This window comes from Enterobacter sp. CM29 (genome assembly GCF_013179605.1).
GTDB lineage: Bacteria > Pseudomonadota > Gammaproteobacteria > Enterobacterales > Enterobacteriaceae > Enterobacter > Enterobacter intestinihominis.
In genome coordinates this window covers 1-18134 of sequence record NZ_JABMCU010000016.1, presented here as the reverse complement: position 1 = coordinate 18134, position 18134 = coordinate 1, and the positions used below count along the sequence as shown (strand labels likewise).

Here is an 18134-nt window from a genome sequence, read left to right as displayed (position 1 = left end):
TTAGCTGTTAATGGTGATGGCCGTGACCATGGCCTCTGCCTTTTCCGTGACCCCTGCCGCCACGGCGGTCGTCACGATCGTTCCAGCCTTCGCGGTAGCCGCGCTCGTAGGCCTTACGCTTATCCCAGCCACGGTGATAGCCGTTATCGTGTTTCCACCAGCGGTTTTTACGCCACTCATAATGTCGGTGCCAGTAGTCACGGTCGCGCCAGTAGCCACCGTCCCAGTATCTGCCGTAGTCATCACGATCGCCAATTTGTAATTTAATCGATGGCAACAGGGTGATTTCGCCCGCATTGGCGACCAGCGGGGCCGAAGCCAGTAGTACCGCTGCAAGAATCAGTGACCTGAACATACTCTTCTCCTTCACGATCGGGGCCGCTGTGCGACCTGTTAACGCAATTTTACGAGTTGGTAAACATTCGTTTCATCGCCTCAACTCCTAAATCATGAACGAGAGCACTTTTTGCTAAAAGTGTTTTTAATCTGAACTGGACAGGATCGCTTCTATCGTCTTCAGCTCTTCTGCGGAGAAATGACGATTTTCAAGCATGCCTGCAGCATCTTCAATTTGTCCGGTTTTGCTTGCGCCGATGAGCACGGATGTCACCGCATCGTGGCGCAGGAGCCAGGCCAGTGCCATTTGCGAAAGCTTTTGCCCCCGTTTTTCCGCCAGCGCATTCAGCTTGCGTACCTTTTCCAGCTTTTTGTCGGTGACCTGTTCCGGATTAAGGAACTTACTGCCGCTTGCTGCGCGAGAATCTGCCGGGATGCCGTTCAGATAGCGATCGGTCAACTGTCCGCCCGCCAGGGGAGAGAAGGGGATACATCCCACCCCATTTTGCTGCAACACGTCCAGCAACCCCTCTTCAGGTGCACGTTCAAACATGGAGTACTTCGGCTGGTGGATTAGACAGGGCGTGCCCAGATCTTCCAGTATTTCAATCGCCTGCCGCGCCAGTTCTGCCGGGTAGTTGGACAGGCCGATGTACAGCGCTTTGCCCTGGCGCACCACATGGTCAAGCGCTTTCATCGTTTCACGTAGCGGCGTTTGTGGATCGGGGCGGTGGTGATAGAAGATATCAACGTACTCCAGCCCCATACGCCTGAGGCTCTGGTCCAGGCTGGAAATCAGATATTTACGCGAGCCCCAGTCGCCGTAAGGCCCGTCCCACATGGTGTAGCCCGCTTTGGTGGAGATGATTAGCTCATCGCGCCAGGGCAGGAAATCCTCCTGCAGGATGCGCCCGAAGTTGCGTTCGGCTGAACCAGGAGGTGGGCCGTAATTATTGGCAAGGTCAAAATGTGTAATACCCAAATCGAAGGCGCGCTGTAAAAGTTGACGGCTGTTTTCGAGCAGCGTCGCGTCGCCAAAATTATGCCAAAGCCCCAGCGAGATGGCGGGAAGCTTGAGGCCGCTTTGTCCACAGCGGCGATATTGCATTGTCTGGTAACGATTTTTGTCAGGTTGATAACCCATGAGCGAGACCTCTGGCGCTGGAAAGAAAAATCAGTGTATGCGTTTACACTAACCTGAAGAAAATGAGCATAGCTCAGCTTTTTTCGTAAAGCATTCTTTCCAGCCCCTGATTGTCGCCAATTCTGGACACCCTTCACGCTTATTTAATACTCAGAGTGAGGTCAACGTCAGAAGGACACCTATAATATGCGTACCCCCTATTGCGTCGCCGATTACCTGCTGGACCGACTAACAGATTGCGGTGCCGATCATCTGTTTGGCGTGCCGGGCGACTATAACCTGCAGTTTCTCGACCATGTGATAGACAGCCCGGACATCTGCTGGGTGGGCTGTGCCAACGAGCTGAACGCGTCTTACGCCGCAGACGGCTATGCCCGCTGTAAGGGATTTGCCGCACTCCTGACGACTTTCGGCGTTGGGGAGTTAAGCGCCATGAACGGTGTGGCGGGCAGCTTTGCCGAACATGTCCCCGTCCTCCATATTGTAGGGGCCCCGGGTATGGCGGCGCAGCAGCGAGGAGAGTTACTGCACCACACCTTAGGCGACGGCGAGTTCCGCCATTTCTACCACATGAGCGAACCCATCACCGTTGCACAGGCGGTGCTTACCGAACAAAACGCCTGCTATGAAATTGACAGAGTCCTGACCACCATGCTGCGGGAGCGCCGTCCGGGCTACCTGATGCTGCCCGCCGATGTGGCGAAAAAAGCCGCTACGCCCCCTGTAAGCGCTCTCACTCTTAACTCCGCACCGGCCGATTCAGCCTGCATGCAAGCGTTCCGTGAGGCTGCCGAAAAGCGTTTGTCAACGAGCAAACGCACCGCGCTGTTAGCGGACTTCCTGGTGCTGCGCCACGGTTTGCGCGCGGCCCTTCAGACGTGGGTGAAAGAGGTGCCGATGGCACACGCCACCATGCTGATGGGCAAGGGCATTTTTGACGAACGACAGAGCGGTTTTTATGGCACCTACAGCGGATCGGCGAGCGCCGCGGCGGTCAAAGAGGCAATCGAGGGGGCTGATACGGTGCTGTGCATTGGCACGCGCTTTACCGATACGCTCACAGCCGGGTTTACCCACCAGCTGACGCCAGATCAGACGATAGAGGTTCAGCCCCACGCGTCCCGCGTCGGCGACGTCTGGTTTACGGGTATCCCGATGAGGGAGGCCATTGAAACGCTGACAGCGCTGTGCAAAACGCATGTACGTGATACGCGAGCGCCATCTGATCACAGCAGCTCTTCTTTCCCCACTATCGAAGGGGCGCTGACTCAGGAGAGCTTCTGGCGTACCCTGCAAACGTTTATTCGCCCCGGAGACATTATTCTGGCTGACCAGGGGACGTCTGCTTTCGGCGCTATCGATTTGCGTTTACCGGCAGACGTGAACTTTATCGTCCAGCCGCTTTGGGGATCGATCGGCTACACGCTCGCGGCGGCGTTTGGCGCGCAAACAGCGTGTCCGAACCGACGCGTGATTGTCCTGACGGGTGACGGTGCCGCGCAGTTGACCATTCAGGAGCTGGGATCGATGCTGCGCGACAAGCAGCGCCCGATTATTCTGGTGCTTAACAACGAGGGATACACGGTTGAGAGAGCCATCCACGGGCCGGAGCAGCGCTATAACGATATTGCCCTCTGGAACTGGACGCAGATCCCGCAGGCGCTGAGCCTGGCGCCAGAGGCAGAATGCTGGCGCGTCAGCGAAGCGGAAACACTGGCGGAGGTGCTGGATAAAGTAGCACACCACGAGCGACTATCGCTGATCGAGGTGATGCTGCCGAAAGCCGATATTCCGCCGCTGCTGAGCGCGCTGACCAAAGCGCTGGAGGCGCGCAATAACGCCTGATTACCTGTCGTTTCGCCATGCCATCAACATCGGTTTGCCCGCCAGCAGGAGCCAGGCGGGCAACATCACGATACAAAGGAGCGGCAGAAGCGTGGTATCCGGCACCACAACGGCCGCCATAAACAGACTCAGCCATGCATCGCGCGTTACCACCAGTACCAGCCCCAGAATGGAGCAGGAGACGGTAATCGCCGCAGGGACAGCGTCGACGTGCTCATGCAGCATCAGCCCCAGCGCGACGCCAACAAATACCGCCGGGAAGATCCGTCCTCCCCGGAAACCACAGGCTGCAGCGATCACCAGCGCCGCCAGTTTTACCAGCGCGAACAGCAGATAATCGGAGACGCTAAAGACCTGGCTGAAGGCCAGTTGCTGCATCTCGTCCAGACCCTTAAACAGCGTAACCGTCCCGCCGATAGCGCCTAAAACGCCCAGAATAAAACCGCCCATACCCAGAATCAGCACCGGATGCTTCAGCCTGTGCATCAGACGATGCAGGCGCGGAAGACACCACACTGCGATCATTCCCAGCGCAATGGCTATCGCGACGACGACGGCACCGCTGACAATATCGGTGAGTTGCATCTGGCCATAGTGGGGGATGGGGAGTGAAAAATGAGGATGGAAAAACAGGCTGGTCGTGAGGGCCCCTGCTGCGGCGGCCATCAATGGCGCAAAGAGTTTATCCCACAGCGGCACATCATTGTCGCTGCTGAGCGTTTGCGAAAAGATGAGCGCAGCCGCTATTGGGGTACCAAACAGTGCCCCGATGGTACCGGCGGAAGCCAGAATCGTCCAGTCCAGCGCGCCAACGCGCGGGAAAAGACGCGCTCCCAGAAAGACCGCCAGCGCGATATTAACCGCCATAATGGGATGTTCAGGCCCGAGACTTACGCCGCCCGCAAGACCGATAATCAGCGCGATAACAAGCCCCGGCAGAGCAGAGGGAGATACTGGCGCACCAATCAAGGGTTCCAGTGCCGGGTCCGGCCCGGCATGGCCCGGGCTATAGCGGATCACCAGACCTACGGCAATTCCGGTCAGGGTCAGCATCATCATGATCCACCCTGGCGAGTCAGTGCTGATGCCAAGTTTAACCGGCAGCGCGGTCCATAAAATCGTTTGCAGCACTGCCGCTACTTTCATGACGACGATGAGCACCAGGCTCGACGCTACGCCAATAATTAGCGCCGGGACAGCCAATAACAGCATGGTTCTGGCTCGCGGATGGAGCATGATGATTTCCTTGTACAAAACGGCTTAACGTTACTTTGCACAATCAGCATTGTGGCAATAGTGCAAAAGGTGCTGAAACGGTAAAGTTATTATGTGACGAAGATCGATAATCCATGGGCAGTCACCTTCTGGTCGTTGTTGTTATCACGCCTTGAATTTACAGTGTCCCAAAGATTTATTCTGACTTTAGCGGAGCAGTAGAAGAATGACAAAGTATGCTTTGGTAGGTGATGTAGGCGGCACCAACGCGCGCCTTGCCCTGTGCGATGTAAACAGCGGTGAAATTTCTCAGGCGAAAACCTATTCAGGGCTGGATTACCCAAGCCTGGAAGCGGTAGTTCGCGTCTATCTTGAAGAGCATAAAGTGAGCGTTGAAGACGGTTGTATCGCCATCGCCTGTCCGATCACCGGCGACTGGGTGGCGATGACCAACCACACGTGGGCCTTTTCAATTGCCGAAATGCGGAAAAACCTCGGCTTCTCGCACCTTGAAATTATCAACGATTTCACTGCGGTTTCCATGGCTATCCCAATGCTTAAACCTGAGCATCTGATTCAGTTCGGCGGTACGGCCCCGGTTGAAGGCAAGCCCATTGCTGTTTACGGTGCCGGAACCGGTCTGGGGGTGGCGCACCTGGTTCACGTCGACAAACGCTGGGTCAGCCTGCCGGGTGAGGGCGGCCACGTGGATTTTGCGCCGAACAGCGAAGAAGAGGGCATTATTCTTGAGGAGCTACGCGCCGAGATTGGTCACGTGTCGGCCGAGCGCGTGCTTTCTGGTCCGGGTCTGGTGAACCTGTATCGGGCGATTGTAAAATCAGACGGTCGTCTGCCGGAAAATCTGCAGCCTAAAGATGTGACCGAACGCGCGCTGGCCGACAGCTGTATTGACTGCCGTCGTGCTTTGTCGTTGTTCTGCGTCATTATGGGGCGTTTCGGCGGCAACCTGGCCCTGAATCTCGGCACCTTTGGCGGGGTCTATATTGCGGGCGGGATCGTGCCGCGCTTCCTCGATTTCTTTACCGCCTCCGGTTTCCGTGGTGGCTTTGAAGACAAAGGCCGCTTCAAGAGTTACGTGCAGGACATTCCGGTTTACCTGATTGTCCACGACAATCCGGGCTTGCTTGGCTCCGGGGCGCATCTGCGTCAGGTACTTGGCCAGATCCTCTGACATCCGTCTCCCTCTCCTGCGGGAGAGGGAACGCGCTACAGGTGCATGAGCTGGCGGAACGCTTTCACTCTGCTGCGGCTTACCGGCACCTGAAAATCCAGATCCTTCAGCCGCAAAATATAGGTGTTATTAAACCAGGGTTCGATCTCGCGGATCTTGTTCAGATTGACGCAGAACGAGCGGTGGCAGCGGAAGAAGTGCGCTGCCGGGAGTTTGTTGCAAAATTCGGTGATGTTCATCGCCATTACGTAGGCCTCACGCCGCGTATAGACAAACGTCATTTTTTCGTGCGCCTCAGCATAGTAAATATCGTCGACAGGCGTGACGATGATCCGTTCGTCCTTGACCAGATTAATGGTGTCGTTTTCCCGCGCTACCGGACTGGCACTGGTGGGCAGCGACTGCTGCTGCCATGCGGCTTCCAGCTTATGCAGCATGCTGATAATACGCGACTCCTGATACGGCTTGAGAATATAGTCAAACGCCTCCAGCTCGAAGGCTTCCACGGCATGCTCTTTCCACGCGGTGACAAACACAATAAACGGCTTATGGGCGAACTGATTGATATTTTGCGCCAGCAGAACGCCGTCCAGAGACGGAATATTAATATCGAGAAAAATCGCGTCGACCCGGTTATGCTGCAAAAATTTCAGCACGTCCAGACCATCCTCAAAACAGCCAACAATCTCCATCTGGCTGTGGGTTTTGATAAGCCAGCTCAACTCCTGCTGAGCCAGAATTTCATCTTCTACGATGATGACTTTCATCTGTTACTCCGGCCTACGGCAACAAGGATATGGGGGCATTAATGGGCGTTCGTTCGTTCGGGACATAAAAAGCAATCTCGGTGCCCGGCTCAAGGCGGTGAATGTGCAGCCCGTCACCGTACAGCAGCTTGACCCGGTGGTGCACGTTCAGCAGCCCGATTTTATTTCCCGGCATTTCGTTTGATTCGACGCGCTCGATCACTTTCGGATCGATGCCGTGTCCGGTATCGCGCACGGCGATTCGCACGCGGTTACCGCTTTCCGTCACGCTAATCGTGACCACGCCTTTTCCTTTACACGGCTGAATGCCGTGAACAATGGCGTTTTCCACCAGCGGCTGGATCAGCAGGCTTGGGATCACGCAGTTGACCTCTTCATCAATATCGTAAATGACCGTCAGCTTATCGCCAAAGCGTGCCTGCTCAATCGCGATGTAATCCTTGATTTGATACAGCTCTTTTTTGATGTCGATCTGCTCGTCGTCTTTTAACTCAATGTTGTAGCGCAGATAGCGCGACAGATTAAAAATCAGCTGCCGCGCGGTATCCGGATTAAGACGAATGGAAGAGGAGATAGCGTTCAGCGCGTTAAACAGGAAATGGGGATTGATCTTGCTTTGCAGGGCACGCAGCTCTGCCTTATTTGCCATCTCGCGCAACTGCTCCGCACGCGAAACTTCGAGTTGGGTGGAGATGATCTGCGACAGGCCAATCGCCATCTCCTGGAGCGAGGAGGTGATTTGGTGCGCATGGCAGTAGTAAATTTTCAGCGTCCCCGTGACCACGCCTTTTTCCCACAGCGGGATCACCAGCATTGAGTGGATCTCTGGCGTCCGGTGGGCTTCATCATTGTTTTTAATGATGATTTTTCCGTAGTTAATCGCCTGTCTGGTGGTCGGGCTGATGGTATCGTCGCTGTCGCGATAATTGTGCTCACCGACGCCAACATAGGCCAGCACGTGGTCAATATTGGTAATGGCGACCGCATCGGCGTGAATATCCCGGCGGATGATATCGCAAACCTGACGTAAAGATTCGGTGTTAACGTGTCGGAAAAGCGGCAGCGTTTTGTTGGCAATATCCAGTGCCAGCTTCGCCTGACGCGCGGCGCTCGCCTCTTTTTCGCCTTCCACGCTTTGCACCAGCAGCACGATAAAGCCTATACAGACGCTTCCGAGGATCATCGGAATACCGATCTTCGAGACGATATCCAGCCCCAGCGCAGTGGTCGGTGCCCAGACGACGACCAGGATCATGGTCAGCGTTTCGCAGACCATCCCCGCGATAATCCCCGCACGCCAGTGCTGTTTTTTCGGGATTTTGCGGTTAATCCAGCCGGAGAGTACCCCGGCAATAATGCTGGTGATAAAGCAGGGGACTGCCGTCACGCCGCCAATATCAATCAGGTATCGATGGGTGCCGGCGATAATGCCTGTGATAATCCCGACCCAGGGACCAAAGAGGATCCCGCCTGACATTACGGCGATGATGCGCACGTTCACCAGCGAGCCTTCTACCGGCACGCCGGACCAGGTGCTGAACAGGGCAAACATCGAAAAGATAAACGTAACGGCCAGCAGCTCTTTTGGCGAGTGGGCAGATTTATGCAACAGTTCGCGAAACAAGCGGATGCGGATAAGGAAAAAGAGACAGATCAGCATTAATGCCGCGCGGTCGAACACCGCCAGGAGCATATTGAAGATTTCGTGCACGGTCAGGCCTGGGAAAACGGGAAAAATCTATGATAGAAAACATAGGGCCAGATGACCAGCTATCCATCAGATTTATCAAATGGGGAAAAACCATAATTCTCAAAGGGGATTGCTGGCTTTTGACTGAAAGTCGCTGCTTTTTCGTTTGGGGAGAAGCGTCAGGTAACGATACTGAAAATATTGTGTTAAATCGCAGCGCTTAAAACTGCCTGATCACGATAAGAGTTCCGCTTTTCACTGCAATCGCATTCCCGTTTTAGCGCAATATATTGTTTTGCCGTTATCCCCTCGACAGCGTCTTTTTCTTCAGGTTATTTTCTAAGCATGCCACACGGGTGGCAGCGTCGCTCGGACGGTCCGGGCGCTAACGTGACTCTGAGGAATCTATGGCTGAATTCAGTCCTGAACGCCGTTTTACGCGTATCGATCGTCTCCCCCCTTATGTTTTCAATATCACTGCTGAACTGAAAATGGCTGCGCGTCGGCGCGGTGAAGACATTATCGATTTCAGTATGGGTAACCCTGACGGCCCAACGCCGCCGCATATCGTTGAGAAACTCTGCACAGTTGCCCAGCGTCCCGATACCCATGGGTATTCAACCTCACGCGGCATTCCACGCTTGCGTCGGGCGATCTCCCGCTGGTATCAGGATCGTTATCAGGTGGATATCGATCCTGAAAACGAAGCGATTGTGACCATTGGCTCCAAAGAGGGGCTGGCCCACCTGATGCTGGCGACGCTCGATCACGGCGATACCGTCCTGGTGCCGAATCCGAGCTACCCAATTCATATTTATGGGGCGGTGATTGCTGGCGCGCAGGTGCGTTCTGTTCCACTGGTGGAAGGCGTCGACTTCTTCAACGAGCTGGAACGGGCGATTCGTGAAAGCTATCCGAAGCCGAAAATGATGATCCTCGGTTTCCCGTCCAACCCAACGGCACAATGCGTCGAACTCGAATTCTTTGAGAAAGTGGTCGCGCTGGCTAAGCGTTACGACGTGCTGGTAGTACACGATCTCGCCTATGCTGATATCGTTTATGATGGCTGGAAAGCGCCGTCAATTATGCAGGTACCGGGTGCCCGTGATGTGGCGGTTGAGTTTTTCACCCTGTCGAAAAGCTACAACATGGCGGGCTGGCGAATTGGATTTATGGTGGGAAACAAAACGCTGGTGAGCGCCCTGGCGCGTATTAAAAGTTACCATGACTATGGTACGTTTACGCCATTGCAGGTCGCGGCCATCGCGGCGCTGGAAGGGGATCAGCAGTGCGTGCTTGATATTGCCGCCCAGTACAAGCGCCGCCGTGATGTGCTGGTAAAAGGGCTTCACGAAGCGGGCTGGATGGTTGAAATGCCTAAAGCTTCCATGTACGTCTGGGCGAAAATCCCCGAGCCGTATGCGGCGATGGGATCTCTGGAATTTGCCAAAAAACTGCTTCAGGACGCGAAGGTTTGCGTTTCTCCAGGCATTGGCTTTGGAGACTACGGTGACACGCATGTGCGTTTCGCGCTGATCGAAAACAGCGACCGTATCCGTCAGGCTGTGCGGGGGATTAAAAGCATGTTCCGCGCGGATGGCCTGCTTGCAGTTAAGAGCGTCGTGGAACAACCCGAGTCGTAACGGACACCAAAAAAACAGGCGCCAACGGCGCCTGTTTTTTTGACTGCATTTTCTTAACTAGATCATCAGAGCAAACGTTCCGGCCCAAACTAAAACAATAACCGAAATGCCCATAAAGAAATATTTCACGTTTCATCGCTCCGCGTATCTTCCGGTACGCATTAAAAAAACAGAGTCCAACTGAGTATAGAGAGTTGAAATCATGCGAAAGGGGAAATCGGAATTATCCCGTTACGTCGCTAACTTCAGCTCTGAATTCTGTGCTTTCCTGTCGCCAGACGGCGCTAATGTACGCCTAAATTTCAGGAGTGACAAGAGGCATTTTTTTAAATAATTTCCGATACTTACGAGTGTCGTGGAACGGCGACAGTTTGATTTCGGTACGCAATAAATGCCTGTTGAGCGACGGTCGAAAAAAGCCGTTACGCACTGCGATTACAGGTGCTTGAAAAGGTTAGTTTCTTAGCGAAACTAACCTTCGAAAGGGGTTAGATATAAAGCGAGGCTTCGCCCAGAGGGCGGGTTTTAAAGCGGCGGTGCATCCACAGATACTGCTCAGGTGCTCGCATAATCTCAAACTCAATCACCTTATTGATAAAGGTCGCGGCTTCACTCTCATCCTCAGGATAGTTCGCCATCTCCGGTGAGATATGCAGACGATAGCCTGACTTATCCGCTTTTCTGACCATGGTCACCGTTAACATCGAGGCGCCAGAGAGACGTGAAATCACAAAGGTACCGTTCGTCGTAGCGACATCTTTAACCGCAAAGAAAGGGGCAAAGCTGCTGCCTTTAGGGCCGTAGTCCTGGTCCGGGGCAAACCAGACGGCTTCACCTTTTTTCAGGGCGCCAACCATACCGCGCAGATTGTTACGGCTGATCATCGCCTTATTTGAACGCATGCGGCCCCGCGTTTGTACCCATTCCATCAGTGCGCTGTTATGCGGGCGATAGGTTGCCATCATCGGCTGACAAAGACCCATAACGCGGCCGCCCAGCTCAAGCGACATAAAATGCACACCCACAACCATCACGCCGCGTTTTTGCATCTGGGCATGTTTGAGGTTATCCAGACCTTCAACGTCAAACCATTTACGGACACGCTCGTCTGGCCAGAACCAGGCCATACCGGTTTCAAGCAACGCCATACCGATAGATTTAAAGTTTTCAGCGATCAGCGTTTCACGCTGCTGCGCGTTGTAATGCGGAAAGCAAAGTTCAAGATTTTTTCGGGCAATGGACTCGCGACGCTTAAGAAAGTGACGCGATGCGCTGCCGAGCTTCGAACCCAGGAAGCGAATCACGGGATAAGGAAGCTGGACCAGCAGCCAAAGTACGCCAAGGCCGAACCATGTAAACCAGTAGCGCGGGTGCAGAAATGCCCGCTGAAATTTGGATTGAGACAAAATAGTGGAACCTTTGTAAAGCCTGTGAAGGTAGCGCAGACTTCGCGATACCACGTGCCATTGAGACCGTAGGACGAGGTCATGGTTGCAGGCTTTACCGTTCTTTACGACGTTGCCTGGCCATTGCTGACTTGGGTGGGCGGCTTAATGTAGCACCGTTATACATTATGAGCTATTACTCGTTTTTGCTTAAAAAAGCGGCAATTGCAAAGCGGATTGATAAATCAGGGATTATAGGGGGAAATTAAAAGTGTCCCCTGCAGGAATCGAACCTGCAACTAGCCCTTAGGAGGGGCTCGTTATATCCATTTAACTAAGGGGACGAAGCGGCAAGAGTATAGCGTTATTTACACTTCTCGTTAAGCGCATTGCCGCCTGACTGGTCAAAGAGTCACCGTTCACGCCGATTTTTCGGCAGTTTTATCCTTTTTTTCCTGAGCCTTAAGTTCGGCCTTACGCTTGTTGGACATGTCGTTACGGATTTGCGCATGGCTCAGCAGTGCAAAGATAAAGGTTCCGCCACAAATGTTGCCTGCGAGAGTAGGCAGGGCGAACGGCCAGAAAAAGTCGCTCCAGTGGAGTGTGCCGTTAAATACCAGATAAAGGATTTCAACGGTCCCGACAACAATGTGCGTGGTATCGGCGAGTGCGATAAGCCAGGTCATCAGGATAATCACCACGATTTTCGCGCTGCCCGCTGACGGGAACATCCAGACCATAGTGGCGATGATCCAGCCGGAGATAATGGCATTAGAGAACATTTCAACCGGCGTATTTTTCATTACATCCATGCCAATCTTCACGAATGCGTCGCGGGTCGGTTCATCAAAGATTGGCATATACTCGAAGGCCCAGGCTGCAACGCCCGTACCGATCAGGTTCCCCAGCAGCACGACGCTCCAGAGGCGCATCAGTAAACCAAAATTACCAAGGGTCGGATTTTGCATGACGGGCAGTACGGCAGTGACGGTGTTCTCCGTGAAAAGCTGCTGTCGCGCCATAATGACGATAATAAAGCCGAACGTGTAGCCTAAATTCTCCAGCAAAAAACCGCCCGGCACGCCTTCCAGTTGAACGTGAAATATACCTTTGGCGAGCAGAGAGGCACCCATCGACAGACCGGCTGCGATGGCCGACCACAGCAGGGCCATTGCGTCACGCTCCATCTCCTTTTCGCCATCCTGGCGAATATGCTCATGAATGGCCATGGCACGCGACGGCAGGCGATCCTCATCGACTTCTATCTCTTCTCCCCGGTCTTTCTCCTCACTTTCAATCTCATGTTCCTCATTGTTCTCGCCAATTTTATCTTCGTTAATATCTTTCATAACTGCTCCTTCGGGGGTAATCGCTCATTTAAGCGTAGCGGCTTTTGGCGCCTTGCCCGTGGGGAAGCTCTTAAATTGCTGAAAATGGCAATAAAGGTGAGACATCTCTTTCAAAGCCAATATAAAATTGCCAGCGAAACGAATTCTTAAAGACAGGCTATGCTGAAATTAGCGTGATGACGCGAGCGGGTCGTCATTGTCCTCGTAGACATCGGTAAGCGTGCTGTTACAATCACTTGCACGTTTCAGGCGGAGCCTCACAGGCTCCGTCACAGATGGCATTCAACGATAGCCATATTGAACAGGGAGAAATATATGAAGCTTCGGCTGTCGGCGCTTGCGCTGGGCGTAACGATGCTTGTGGGCTGCGCCAGCTCTGGCGAGCAAACGGGACGCTCCGATCCTCTCGAAGGATTTAACCGTTCAATGTACAACTTTAACTATAATGTGCTGGATCCATATCTGGTTCGTCCGGTTGCCGTGGCATGGCGTGACTACGTTCCGCAGCCAGCGCGTAACGGGCTGAGCAACTTTACCAGTAACCTGGAAGAGCCAGCGGTGATGGTGAACTACTTCCTCCAGGGCGACCCGTATCAGGGGATGGTGCATTTCACCCGTTTCTTCCTGAACTCTCTGCTGGGTATGGGCGGCTTAATAGATGTCGCAGGCATGGCGAACCCGAAATTACAGCGTGAACAGCCGCATCGTTTCGGCAGCACACTGGGGCATTATGGCGTAGGTTATGGGCCGTATGTGCACCTGCCATTCTACGGCAGCTTTACCGTGCGTGATGATGGCGGCGATATGGTGGATACGCTGTATCCGGTGCTGTCATGGCTCACCTGGCCGCTGTCGATTGGTAAATGGACCGTGGAAGGGATTGAAACGCGTGCGCAACTGCTGGACTCTGACGGTCTGCTGCGTCAGTCTTCCGATCCGTACATCATGGTCCGCGAGGCCTATTTCCAGAACCATGACTTTATTGCCAACGGCGGTAAGCTGAAGCCGGAAGATAATCCGAACGCGAAAGCCATCGAGAACGAATTAAAAGATATCGATTCGGAATAAATAAAAAAGGTGAGCGATGCTCACCTTTTTTAATCGTGTTGGGATTAGAACGCGTAGTTGAAGTTGGTACCAAACAGCCAGGCTTTACCTTCAGAGGTAAACTCGTAAGGGCCTTCCTGGAAGGTCACTTTCTGTCCATGCATGTACGACACGCCCGCGTCGATAGAGGCATTCTCGTTGAACGCGTAGGTTGCCCCCGCACTTACCCAGAAACGGTCCTGATCCGGAATGGAGATAGAACGCTTATCTGCCGGTACCGGACTGTCATCAAATGCCACGCCGGTACGGAACGTCCAGTTGTCATCCATATAATAGGTCGTACCAAGTGCGATACGGTAAGCATCGTGGAAGCTTTCGTCTTTATAGAACAGCGTCTGGCCGTTGCTGCCGGTGGCTTTCAGCTCCTGGAACTGGCTCCAGCTGGTATACGCGAGGCTGTAGTGAATAGCCCACTGCGGCGCAACGCGGTTATAACCTGACACTTCCCACATTTCTGGCAGATGCAGTGACAGTGAACCCGGTACGGTTTGATTCGAGGTACCCCATGGAATGGTGGTGCCTGCGCCCGGTACCATACCGTTGACTGGGCTCAGGATGCCGCTTTTGTAATCGCCATCGAAGTCAATCTTCACTTCTGAGCGGTAGGTCAGACCCCAGCGGTTGTTTTTATCCAGTTCATACAGGATACCGGCGTTCCAGCCGTAACCCCACTCGTCACCTTTCAGGCTGGCAATTTTATTGCTGTTTTTCGGCAGCGCAGCAGTTTGCTCCCCGGAATAACGCTCGATTTTTGCATCAGCGTAGACAGCATCAAAGCCCAGACCAAAGCTCCAGTTATCGTTCAGACGATATGCGCCGCTCAGGTTAAGGTTCAGGGTCGTCAGGTCGGTTTTACCGCCGTATTCCCCGGCCGGGTAGTTGTTATTGAACTCCGTTGCCAGGCCATAGTTAGAGGTGACAGAGGCACCCCAACCAAACTGTTCATTGATTGGCGCAACAAAGTGCAGGTTAGGCACCCACGCCGTTGGTGCAATGTTATCCGCCTTCAGATCTGCGCCGGTATACTGAGATTTGCCAGAAATGTTGACATCAGGATCGATGTAAACCGCACCGGCAGAGAATGTAGGGCGATCAAACATCATGATAAGCGCCGGGTTACGGCTTGCGTTGCCTGCGTCATCGGCAATCGCACCTTCCCCGGAATACGCACGGCCAAGGCCAGAGGAAGAAAATTCGTTTAACTGGAAGCCCGCTGACCAGGCGGACGTTGAGACGATTGCCACTGCAACTGCTAAAGCAGTTTGTTTGAACAGGGTTTTCTGGCTCATGACCATAACCTCATTGAGTTATTTTTATTCAATAATTGTTACATACCGTAACAGGAGCGCGAAGTGTAGGGTCTGAGGTATGACATACAAATCAGACCAGTGGCGAGAGTATAGGTCTGACCAGCTGGGATGTTGCAAGTTTGTTTATTAATATTTTCAAACATGTTTCATGAAACGAGATCTGGTTGGCAAAATTGTGACCAGTACGATTCATCCGAAATGGTGAATTTTGTTTTAGATCATTTTTTAGTGTGATATTGCTCACTTATCCGGTTTTGCGCCATTAACGGCTGGAGGGGGCTCGTCCGGGGGCGTAAAATAGTCGCATCGTGTTTATCTCGCGCGCTGCGCGAATACAGAGGAAATTGAGCTATGAGTAAATGCAGTGCTGATGAAACCCCGGTTTGCTGCTGTATGGATGTTGGCACCATTATGGACAACACCGATTGCACCGCCTCTTACAGCCGCGTATTCCCTAACCGCGCTGAAGCGGAAGAGACGCTGGCCGCGCTGATCAAGCGTGCGCGTGAAGTCGAATCCGATCCATGTGAAATCAAATCTACCTTCACGGAAGTGGAAGGCGGCGTACAGCTGGATATCGACTTTGTGTTCGCCTGCGAGGCAGAAACGCTGATCTTCCAGCTGGGCCTGCGTTAATTCCTGCGGTCTGGTGCCCTCACCCCAACCCTCTCCCACGGGAGAGGGCGCAAACACTAAAAACGGTAACCCACGGGTTACCGTTTTGCTTTTACCCTGGGCATTTTCTTTTTCTTCTCTGTGCCTTAGCTCGCAATTTTTCGCTTCCCCGATTGGCTCAATGTAAAAAAATAGTTAAGACTATTATCAGGTCAGACCACTTAACGTGCGCGCAAAATTTTTTTACAGGGGAGTGTTATGAGTCAGGCATTACCGCTTATCACCCGACACGGTGACCGCATTGCCATTGTCAGCGGGTTACGTACGCCGTTTGCACGTCAGGCAACCGCGTTTCACGGTATACCGGCTGTCGATCTGGGAAAAATGGTGGTGGGGGAGATGCTGGCTCGCAGCGAGATCCCGCCAGAGGTTATTGAGCAACTGGTTTTCGGCCAGGTGGTACAGATGCCGGAAGCACCCAATATCGCGCGTGAAATCGTGCTGGGTACCGGCATGAATGTTCATACCGACGCCTACAGCGTCAGCCGCGCCTGCGCTACCAGTTTCCAGGCGGTGGCGAACGTGGCGGAAAGCCTGATGGCGGGGACCATTCGCGCGGGAATTGCCGGCGGCGCTGATTCCTCCTCCGTGCTGCCCATCGGCGTCAGCAAACAGCTGGCCCGCATTCTGGTGGATGCCAACAAAGCTCGCACTACCGGTGCAAAGCTTAAACTCTTCTCGCGTTTACGCCTGCGCGACCTCATGCCGGTGCCACCTGCCGTTGCTGAATACTCCACCGGCCTGCGCATGGGCGATACAGCCGAGCAGATGGCAAAAACCTACGGTATTACACGCGAACAGCAGGATGCGCTGGCGCATCGCTCGCATCAGCTGGCAGCGAAAGCCTGGTCGGAGGGCAAACTGACCAACGAAGTGATGACCGCCTATGTACCGCCTTACCGGGAACCGCTCGCGGAAGATAACAACATTCGCGGCACCTCAACGCTGGCAGATTACGCAAAACTGCGCCCGGCCTTTGACCGTAAACATGGCACCGTTACGGCGGCCAACAGTACGCCGCTGACGGACGGTGCCGCCGCCGTGATCCTGATGACGGAATCCCGGGCGAAAGAGCTGGGCATCACACCGCTGGGCTATTTGCGCAGCTATGCCTTTACCGCCATCGATGTCTGGCAGGACATGCTGCTCGGACCGGCCTGGTCCACGCCGCTGGCGCTGGATCGCGCGGGGCTAACGCTCTCCGATCTCACGTTAATTGATATGCACGAAGCCTTTGCCGCACAAACGCTGGCAAACGTGCAGCTTATGGCGAGCGAACGTTTTGCCCGCGACGTGCTGGGCCGCGCACATGCCACAGGCGAAGTGGATCAGAGTAAGTTTAACGTGCTGGGTGGCTCTATTGCCTACGGTCATCCGTTTGCAGCGACCGGGGCGAGAATGATTACCCAGACGTTGCACGAACTGCGTCGCCGTGGCGGCGGTTTTGGCCTCGTTACCGCCTGTGCGGCGGGCGGTCTGGGCGCAGCAATGGTTCTGGAGGCTGAATAATGGAAACGACATCTGCATTTAACCTTGCTGTTCGCCTTGATAACGTGGCCGTTATCACCATTGATGTGCCCGACGAAAAGATGAATACCCTGAAGGCGGAGTTCGGCGTTCAGGTGCGTGCGATGCTCAGACAGATCCGCGAAAACAAAGCGATACGTGGCCTGGTATTTATCTCGGCAAAGCCGGATAACTTTATTGCCGGGGCCGATATCAACATGATTGCCCGGGCGACAAGCGCTCAGGAAGCAGAAGATCTGGCGCGTCAGGGGCAGCAGGTGATGGCGGAGATCCATGCGCTGTCGATACCCGTTGTCGCTGCGATCCACGGGGCTTGCCTGGGCGGCGGGCTTGAGCTGGCGCTGGCCTGCCACAATCGCATTTGTACCGACGATGCGAAAACCGTACTCGGACTGCCTGAAGTACAGCTTGGATTGCTGCCCGGTTCAGGTGGCACGCAGCGCTTGCCGCGGCTGGTGGGCGTCAGTACTGCGCTGGAGATGATTTTAACCGGTAAACAGCTGCGCGCCCGTCAGGCGTTAAAGGCGGGTCTGGTTGATGAGGTCGTTCCGCACGCAATCTTGCTTGAGGCTGCCGTTGAGCGGGCGCTGAAAGGTCGTCAGGCGAAACGCCCCCTGCCGGTGCGTGAGCGTATCCTCGCCGGGCCGCTGGGGCGCACGCTGCTGTTTAATATGGTGGGTAAAAAAACCGAGCAAAAAACCAGAGGGAATTATCCGGCAGCGACGCGCATTCTGAAGGTGATTGAAACCGGTTTATCGCAGGGCAGCAGCAGCGGTTATGCCGCGGAAGCGAAAGCGTTTGGCGAGCTGGCGATGACGCCGCAGTCGCAGGCGCTGCGCGGCATTTTCTTTGCCAGCACGGAGGTTAAAAAAGATCCGGGCAGTGAAGCTGAACCGGCTCCGCTGCGCGCCGTTGGGGTTCTGGGTGGTGGGCTGATGGGCGGCGGCAT

General features: G+C 54.2%; 16 protein-coding genes and 1 tRNA gene. 7 read left to right on the top strand and 10 right to left on the bottom strand.

Features of this window, described 5'->3' with window-relative positions:
* Nucleotides 1-7 precede the first annotated feature (7 nt).
* Nucleotides 8-355: a DUF2502 domain-containing protein YpeC gene (gene ypeC, locus HP459_RS03815; protein WP_022648932.1), complete on the bottom strand. Its 348-nt coding sequence runs from the start codon at nucleotides 353-355 to the stop codon at nucleotides 8-10.
* Between the two features lie 126 nt (nucleotides 356-481).
* The gene (gene mgrA, locus HP459_RS03810) at nucleotides 482-1480 is read right to left on the bottom strand and encodes an L-glyceraldehyde 3-phosphate reductase (RefSeq protein ID WP_022648931.1); all 999 of its coding nucleotides are present in this window, start codon (nucleotides 1478-1480) and stop codon (nucleotides 482-484) included.
* Nucleotides 1481-1666: 186 nt separating this feature from the next.
* Here mgrA and ipdC point away from each other — a divergent pair, with 186 nt between their 5' ends.
* Complete coding sequence (ipdC, locus tag HP459_RS03805) at nucleotides 1667-3325, top strand: indolepyruvate decarboxylase (protein WP_022648930.1); 1659 nt, start codon at nucleotides 1667-1669, stop codon at nucleotides 3323-3325.
* Here the strand turns inward: ipdC and HP459_RS03800 are convergent, their stop codons facing one another.
* On the bottom strand, nucleotides 3326-4561 hold the full coding sequence (locus HP459_RS03800; protein ID WP_038416469.1) for an ion channel protein: 1236 nt from the start codon (nucleotides 4559-4561) through the stop codon (nucleotides 3326-3328).
* A gap of 205 nt (nucleotides 4562-4766) precedes the next feature.
* Here HP459_RS03800 and glk point away from each other — a divergent pair, with 205 nt between their 5' ends.
* Nucleotides 4767-5732, top strand: a complete 966-nt coding sequence (gene glk, locus HP459_RS03795) for a glucokinase (RefSeq protein WP_022648928.1) — start codon at nucleotides 4767-4769, stop codon at nucleotides 5730-5732.
* 35 nt (nucleotides 5733-5767) lie between these two features.
* On the opposite strand, the gene HP459_RS03790 is transcribed toward glk, so the two are convergent.
* Together HP459_RS03790 and HP459_RS03785 are read right to left on the bottom strand one after the other, a co-directional pair.
* The gene (locus HP459_RS03790) at nucleotides 5768-6499 is read right to left on the bottom strand and encodes a LytTR family DNA-binding domain-containing protein (protein WP_032623833.1); all 732 of its coding nucleotides are present in this window, start codon (nucleotides 6497-6499) and stop codon (nucleotides 5768-5770) included.
* 13 nt (nucleotides 6500-6512) lie between these two features.
* Nucleotides 6513-8210, bottom strand: a complete 1698-nt coding sequence (locus HP459_RS03785) for a sensor histidine kinase (protein ID WP_045308680.1) — start codon at nucleotides 8208-8210, stop codon at nucleotides 6513-6515.
* A gap of 386 nt (nucleotides 8211-8596) precedes the next feature.
* Between HP459_RS03785 and alaC the strand changes: the two genes are divergently transcribed.
* Nucleotides 8597-9832 carry an alanine transaminase gene (gene alaC / locus HP459_RS03780; protein ID WP_171935952.1) on the top strand — a complete coding sequence of 412 codons (1236 nt, stop codon included), beginning with the start codon at nucleotides 8597-8599 and terminating at the stop codon, nucleotides 9830-9832.
* Between the two features lie 57 nt (nucleotides 9833-9889).
* Here the strand turns inward: alaC and ypdK are convergent, their stop codons facing one another.
* The 4 genes from ypdK to HP459_RS03760 all read right to left on the bottom strand — a co-directional run bounded on the left by ypdK (nucleotide 9890) and on the right by HP459_RS03760 (nucleotide 12566).
* Nucleotides 9890-9961 carry a membrane protein YpdK gene (gene ypdK / locus HP459_RS23730; protein ID WP_099458937.1) on the bottom strand — a complete coding sequence of 24 codons (72 nt, stop codon included), beginning with the start codon at nucleotides 9959-9961 and terminating at the stop codon, nucleotides 9890-9892.
* A gap of 359 nt (nucleotides 9962-10320) precedes the next feature.
* A complete protein-coding gene (gene lpxP / locus HP459_RS03770; protein ID WP_168713920.1) occupies nucleotides 10321-11241 on the bottom strand; it encodes a kdo(2)-lipid IV(A) palmitoleoyltransferase in 921 nt (306 codons plus the stop codon).
* A gap of 248 nt (nucleotides 11242-11489) precedes the next feature.
* A tRNA-Arg gene (locus tag HP459_RS03765) sits at nucleotides 11490-11561 on the bottom strand.
* 75 nt (nucleotides 11562-11636) lie between these two features.
* Nucleotides 11637-12566, bottom strand: coding sequence for a formate/nitrite transporter family protein (locus tag HP459_RS03760; protein ID WP_171935951.1), 930 nt, complete (start codon nucleotides 12564-12566; stop codon nucleotides 11637-11639).
* A gap of 315 nt (nucleotides 12567-12881) precedes the next feature.
* Here HP459_RS03760 and mlaA point away from each other — a divergent pair, with 315 nt between their 5' ends.
* Nucleotides 12882-13634: a phospholipid-binding lipoprotein MlaA gene (gene mlaA / locus HP459_RS03755; RefSeq protein WP_022648871.1), complete on the top strand. Its 753-nt coding sequence runs from the start codon at nucleotides 12882-12884 to the stop codon at nucleotides 13632-13634.
* A 44-nt stretch (nucleotides 13635-13678) separates the two neighbouring features.
* Here mlaA and fadL read toward each other — a convergent pair whose 3' ends face one another.
* On the bottom strand, nucleotides 13679-14962 hold the full coding sequence (fadL, locus tag HP459_RS03750; RefSeq protein WP_022648870.1) for a long-chain fatty acid transporter FadL: 1284 nt from the start codon (nucleotides 14960-14962) through the stop codon (nucleotides 13679-13681).
* Nucleotides 14963-15334: 372 nt separating this feature from the next.
* Here fadL and HP459_RS03745 point away from each other — a divergent pair, with 372 nt between their 5' ends.
* The 3 genes from HP459_RS03745 to HP459_RS03735 all read left to right on the top strand — a co-directional run.
* Nucleotides 15335-15619, top strand: coding sequence for a YfcZ/YiiS family protein (locus HP459_RS03745; RefSeq protein ID WP_171935950.1), 285 nt, complete (start codon nucleotides 15335-15337; stop codon nucleotides 15617-15619).
* 237 nt (nucleotides 15620-15856) lie between these two features.
* Complete coding sequence (gene fadI / locus HP459_RS03740; protein WP_047734962.1) at nucleotides 15857-17167, top strand: acetyl-CoA C-acyltransferase FadI; 1311 nt, start codon at nucleotides 15857-15859, stop codon at nucleotides 17165-17167.
* The coding region (locus HP459_RS03735) for an enoyl-CoA hydratase-related protein (RefSeq protein ID WP_171935949.1) at nucleotides 17167-18134 on the top strand (968 nt) is incomplete at its 3' end. The genes fadI and HP459_RS03735, both read left to right, overlap by 1 nt.

Excerpts from the sequence above, each read along its gene's own strand:
- ypeC (WP_022648932.1), bottom strand. The coding sequence starts at position 355 with ATGTTCAGGTCACTGATTCTTGCAGCGGTACTACTGGCTTCGGCCCCG.
- mgrA (WP_022648931.1), bottom strand. The coding sequence starts at position 1,480 with ATGGGTTATCAACCTGACAAAAATCGTTACCAGACAATGCAATATCGC.
- ipdC (WP_022648930.1), top strand. The coding sequence starts at position 1,667 with ATGCGTACCCCCTATTGCGTCGCCGATTACCTGCTGGACCGACTAACA.
- HP459_RS03800 (WP_038416469.1), bottom strand. The coding sequence starts at position 4,561 with ATGCTCCATCCGCGAGCCAGAACCATGCTGTTATTGGCTGTCCCGGCG.
- glk (WP_022648928.1), top strand. The coding sequence starts at position 4,767 with ATGACAAAGTATGCTTTGGTAGGTGATGTAGGCGGCACCAACGCGCGC.
- HP459_RS03790 (WP_032623833.1), bottom strand. The coding sequence starts at position 6,499 with ATGAAAGTCATCATCGTAGAAGATGAAATTCTGGCTCAGCAGGAGTTG.
- alaC (WP_171935952.1), top strand. The coding sequence starts at position 8,597 with ATGGCTGAATTCAGTCCTGAACGCCGTTTTACGCGTATCGATCGTCTC.
- HP459_RS03760 (WP_171935951.1), bottom strand. The coding sequence starts at position 12,566 with ATGAAAGATATTAACGAAGATAAAATTGGCGAGAACAATGAGGAACAT.
- mlaA (WP_022648871.1), top strand. The coding sequence starts at position 12,882 with ATGAAGCTTCGGCTGTCGGCGCTTGCGCTGGGCGTAACGATGCTTGTG.
- fadL (WP_022648870.1), bottom strand. The coding sequence starts at position 14,962 with ATGAGCCAGAAAACCCTGTTCAAACAAACTGCTTTAGCAGTTGCAGTG.
- HP459_RS03745 (WP_171935950.1), top strand. The coding sequence starts at position 15,335 with ATGAGTAAATGCAGTGCTGATGAAACCCCGGTTTGCTGCTGTATGGAT.
- fadI (WP_047734962.1), top strand. The coding sequence starts at position 15,857 with ATGAGTCAGGCATTACCGCTTATCACCCGACACGGTGACCGCATTGCC.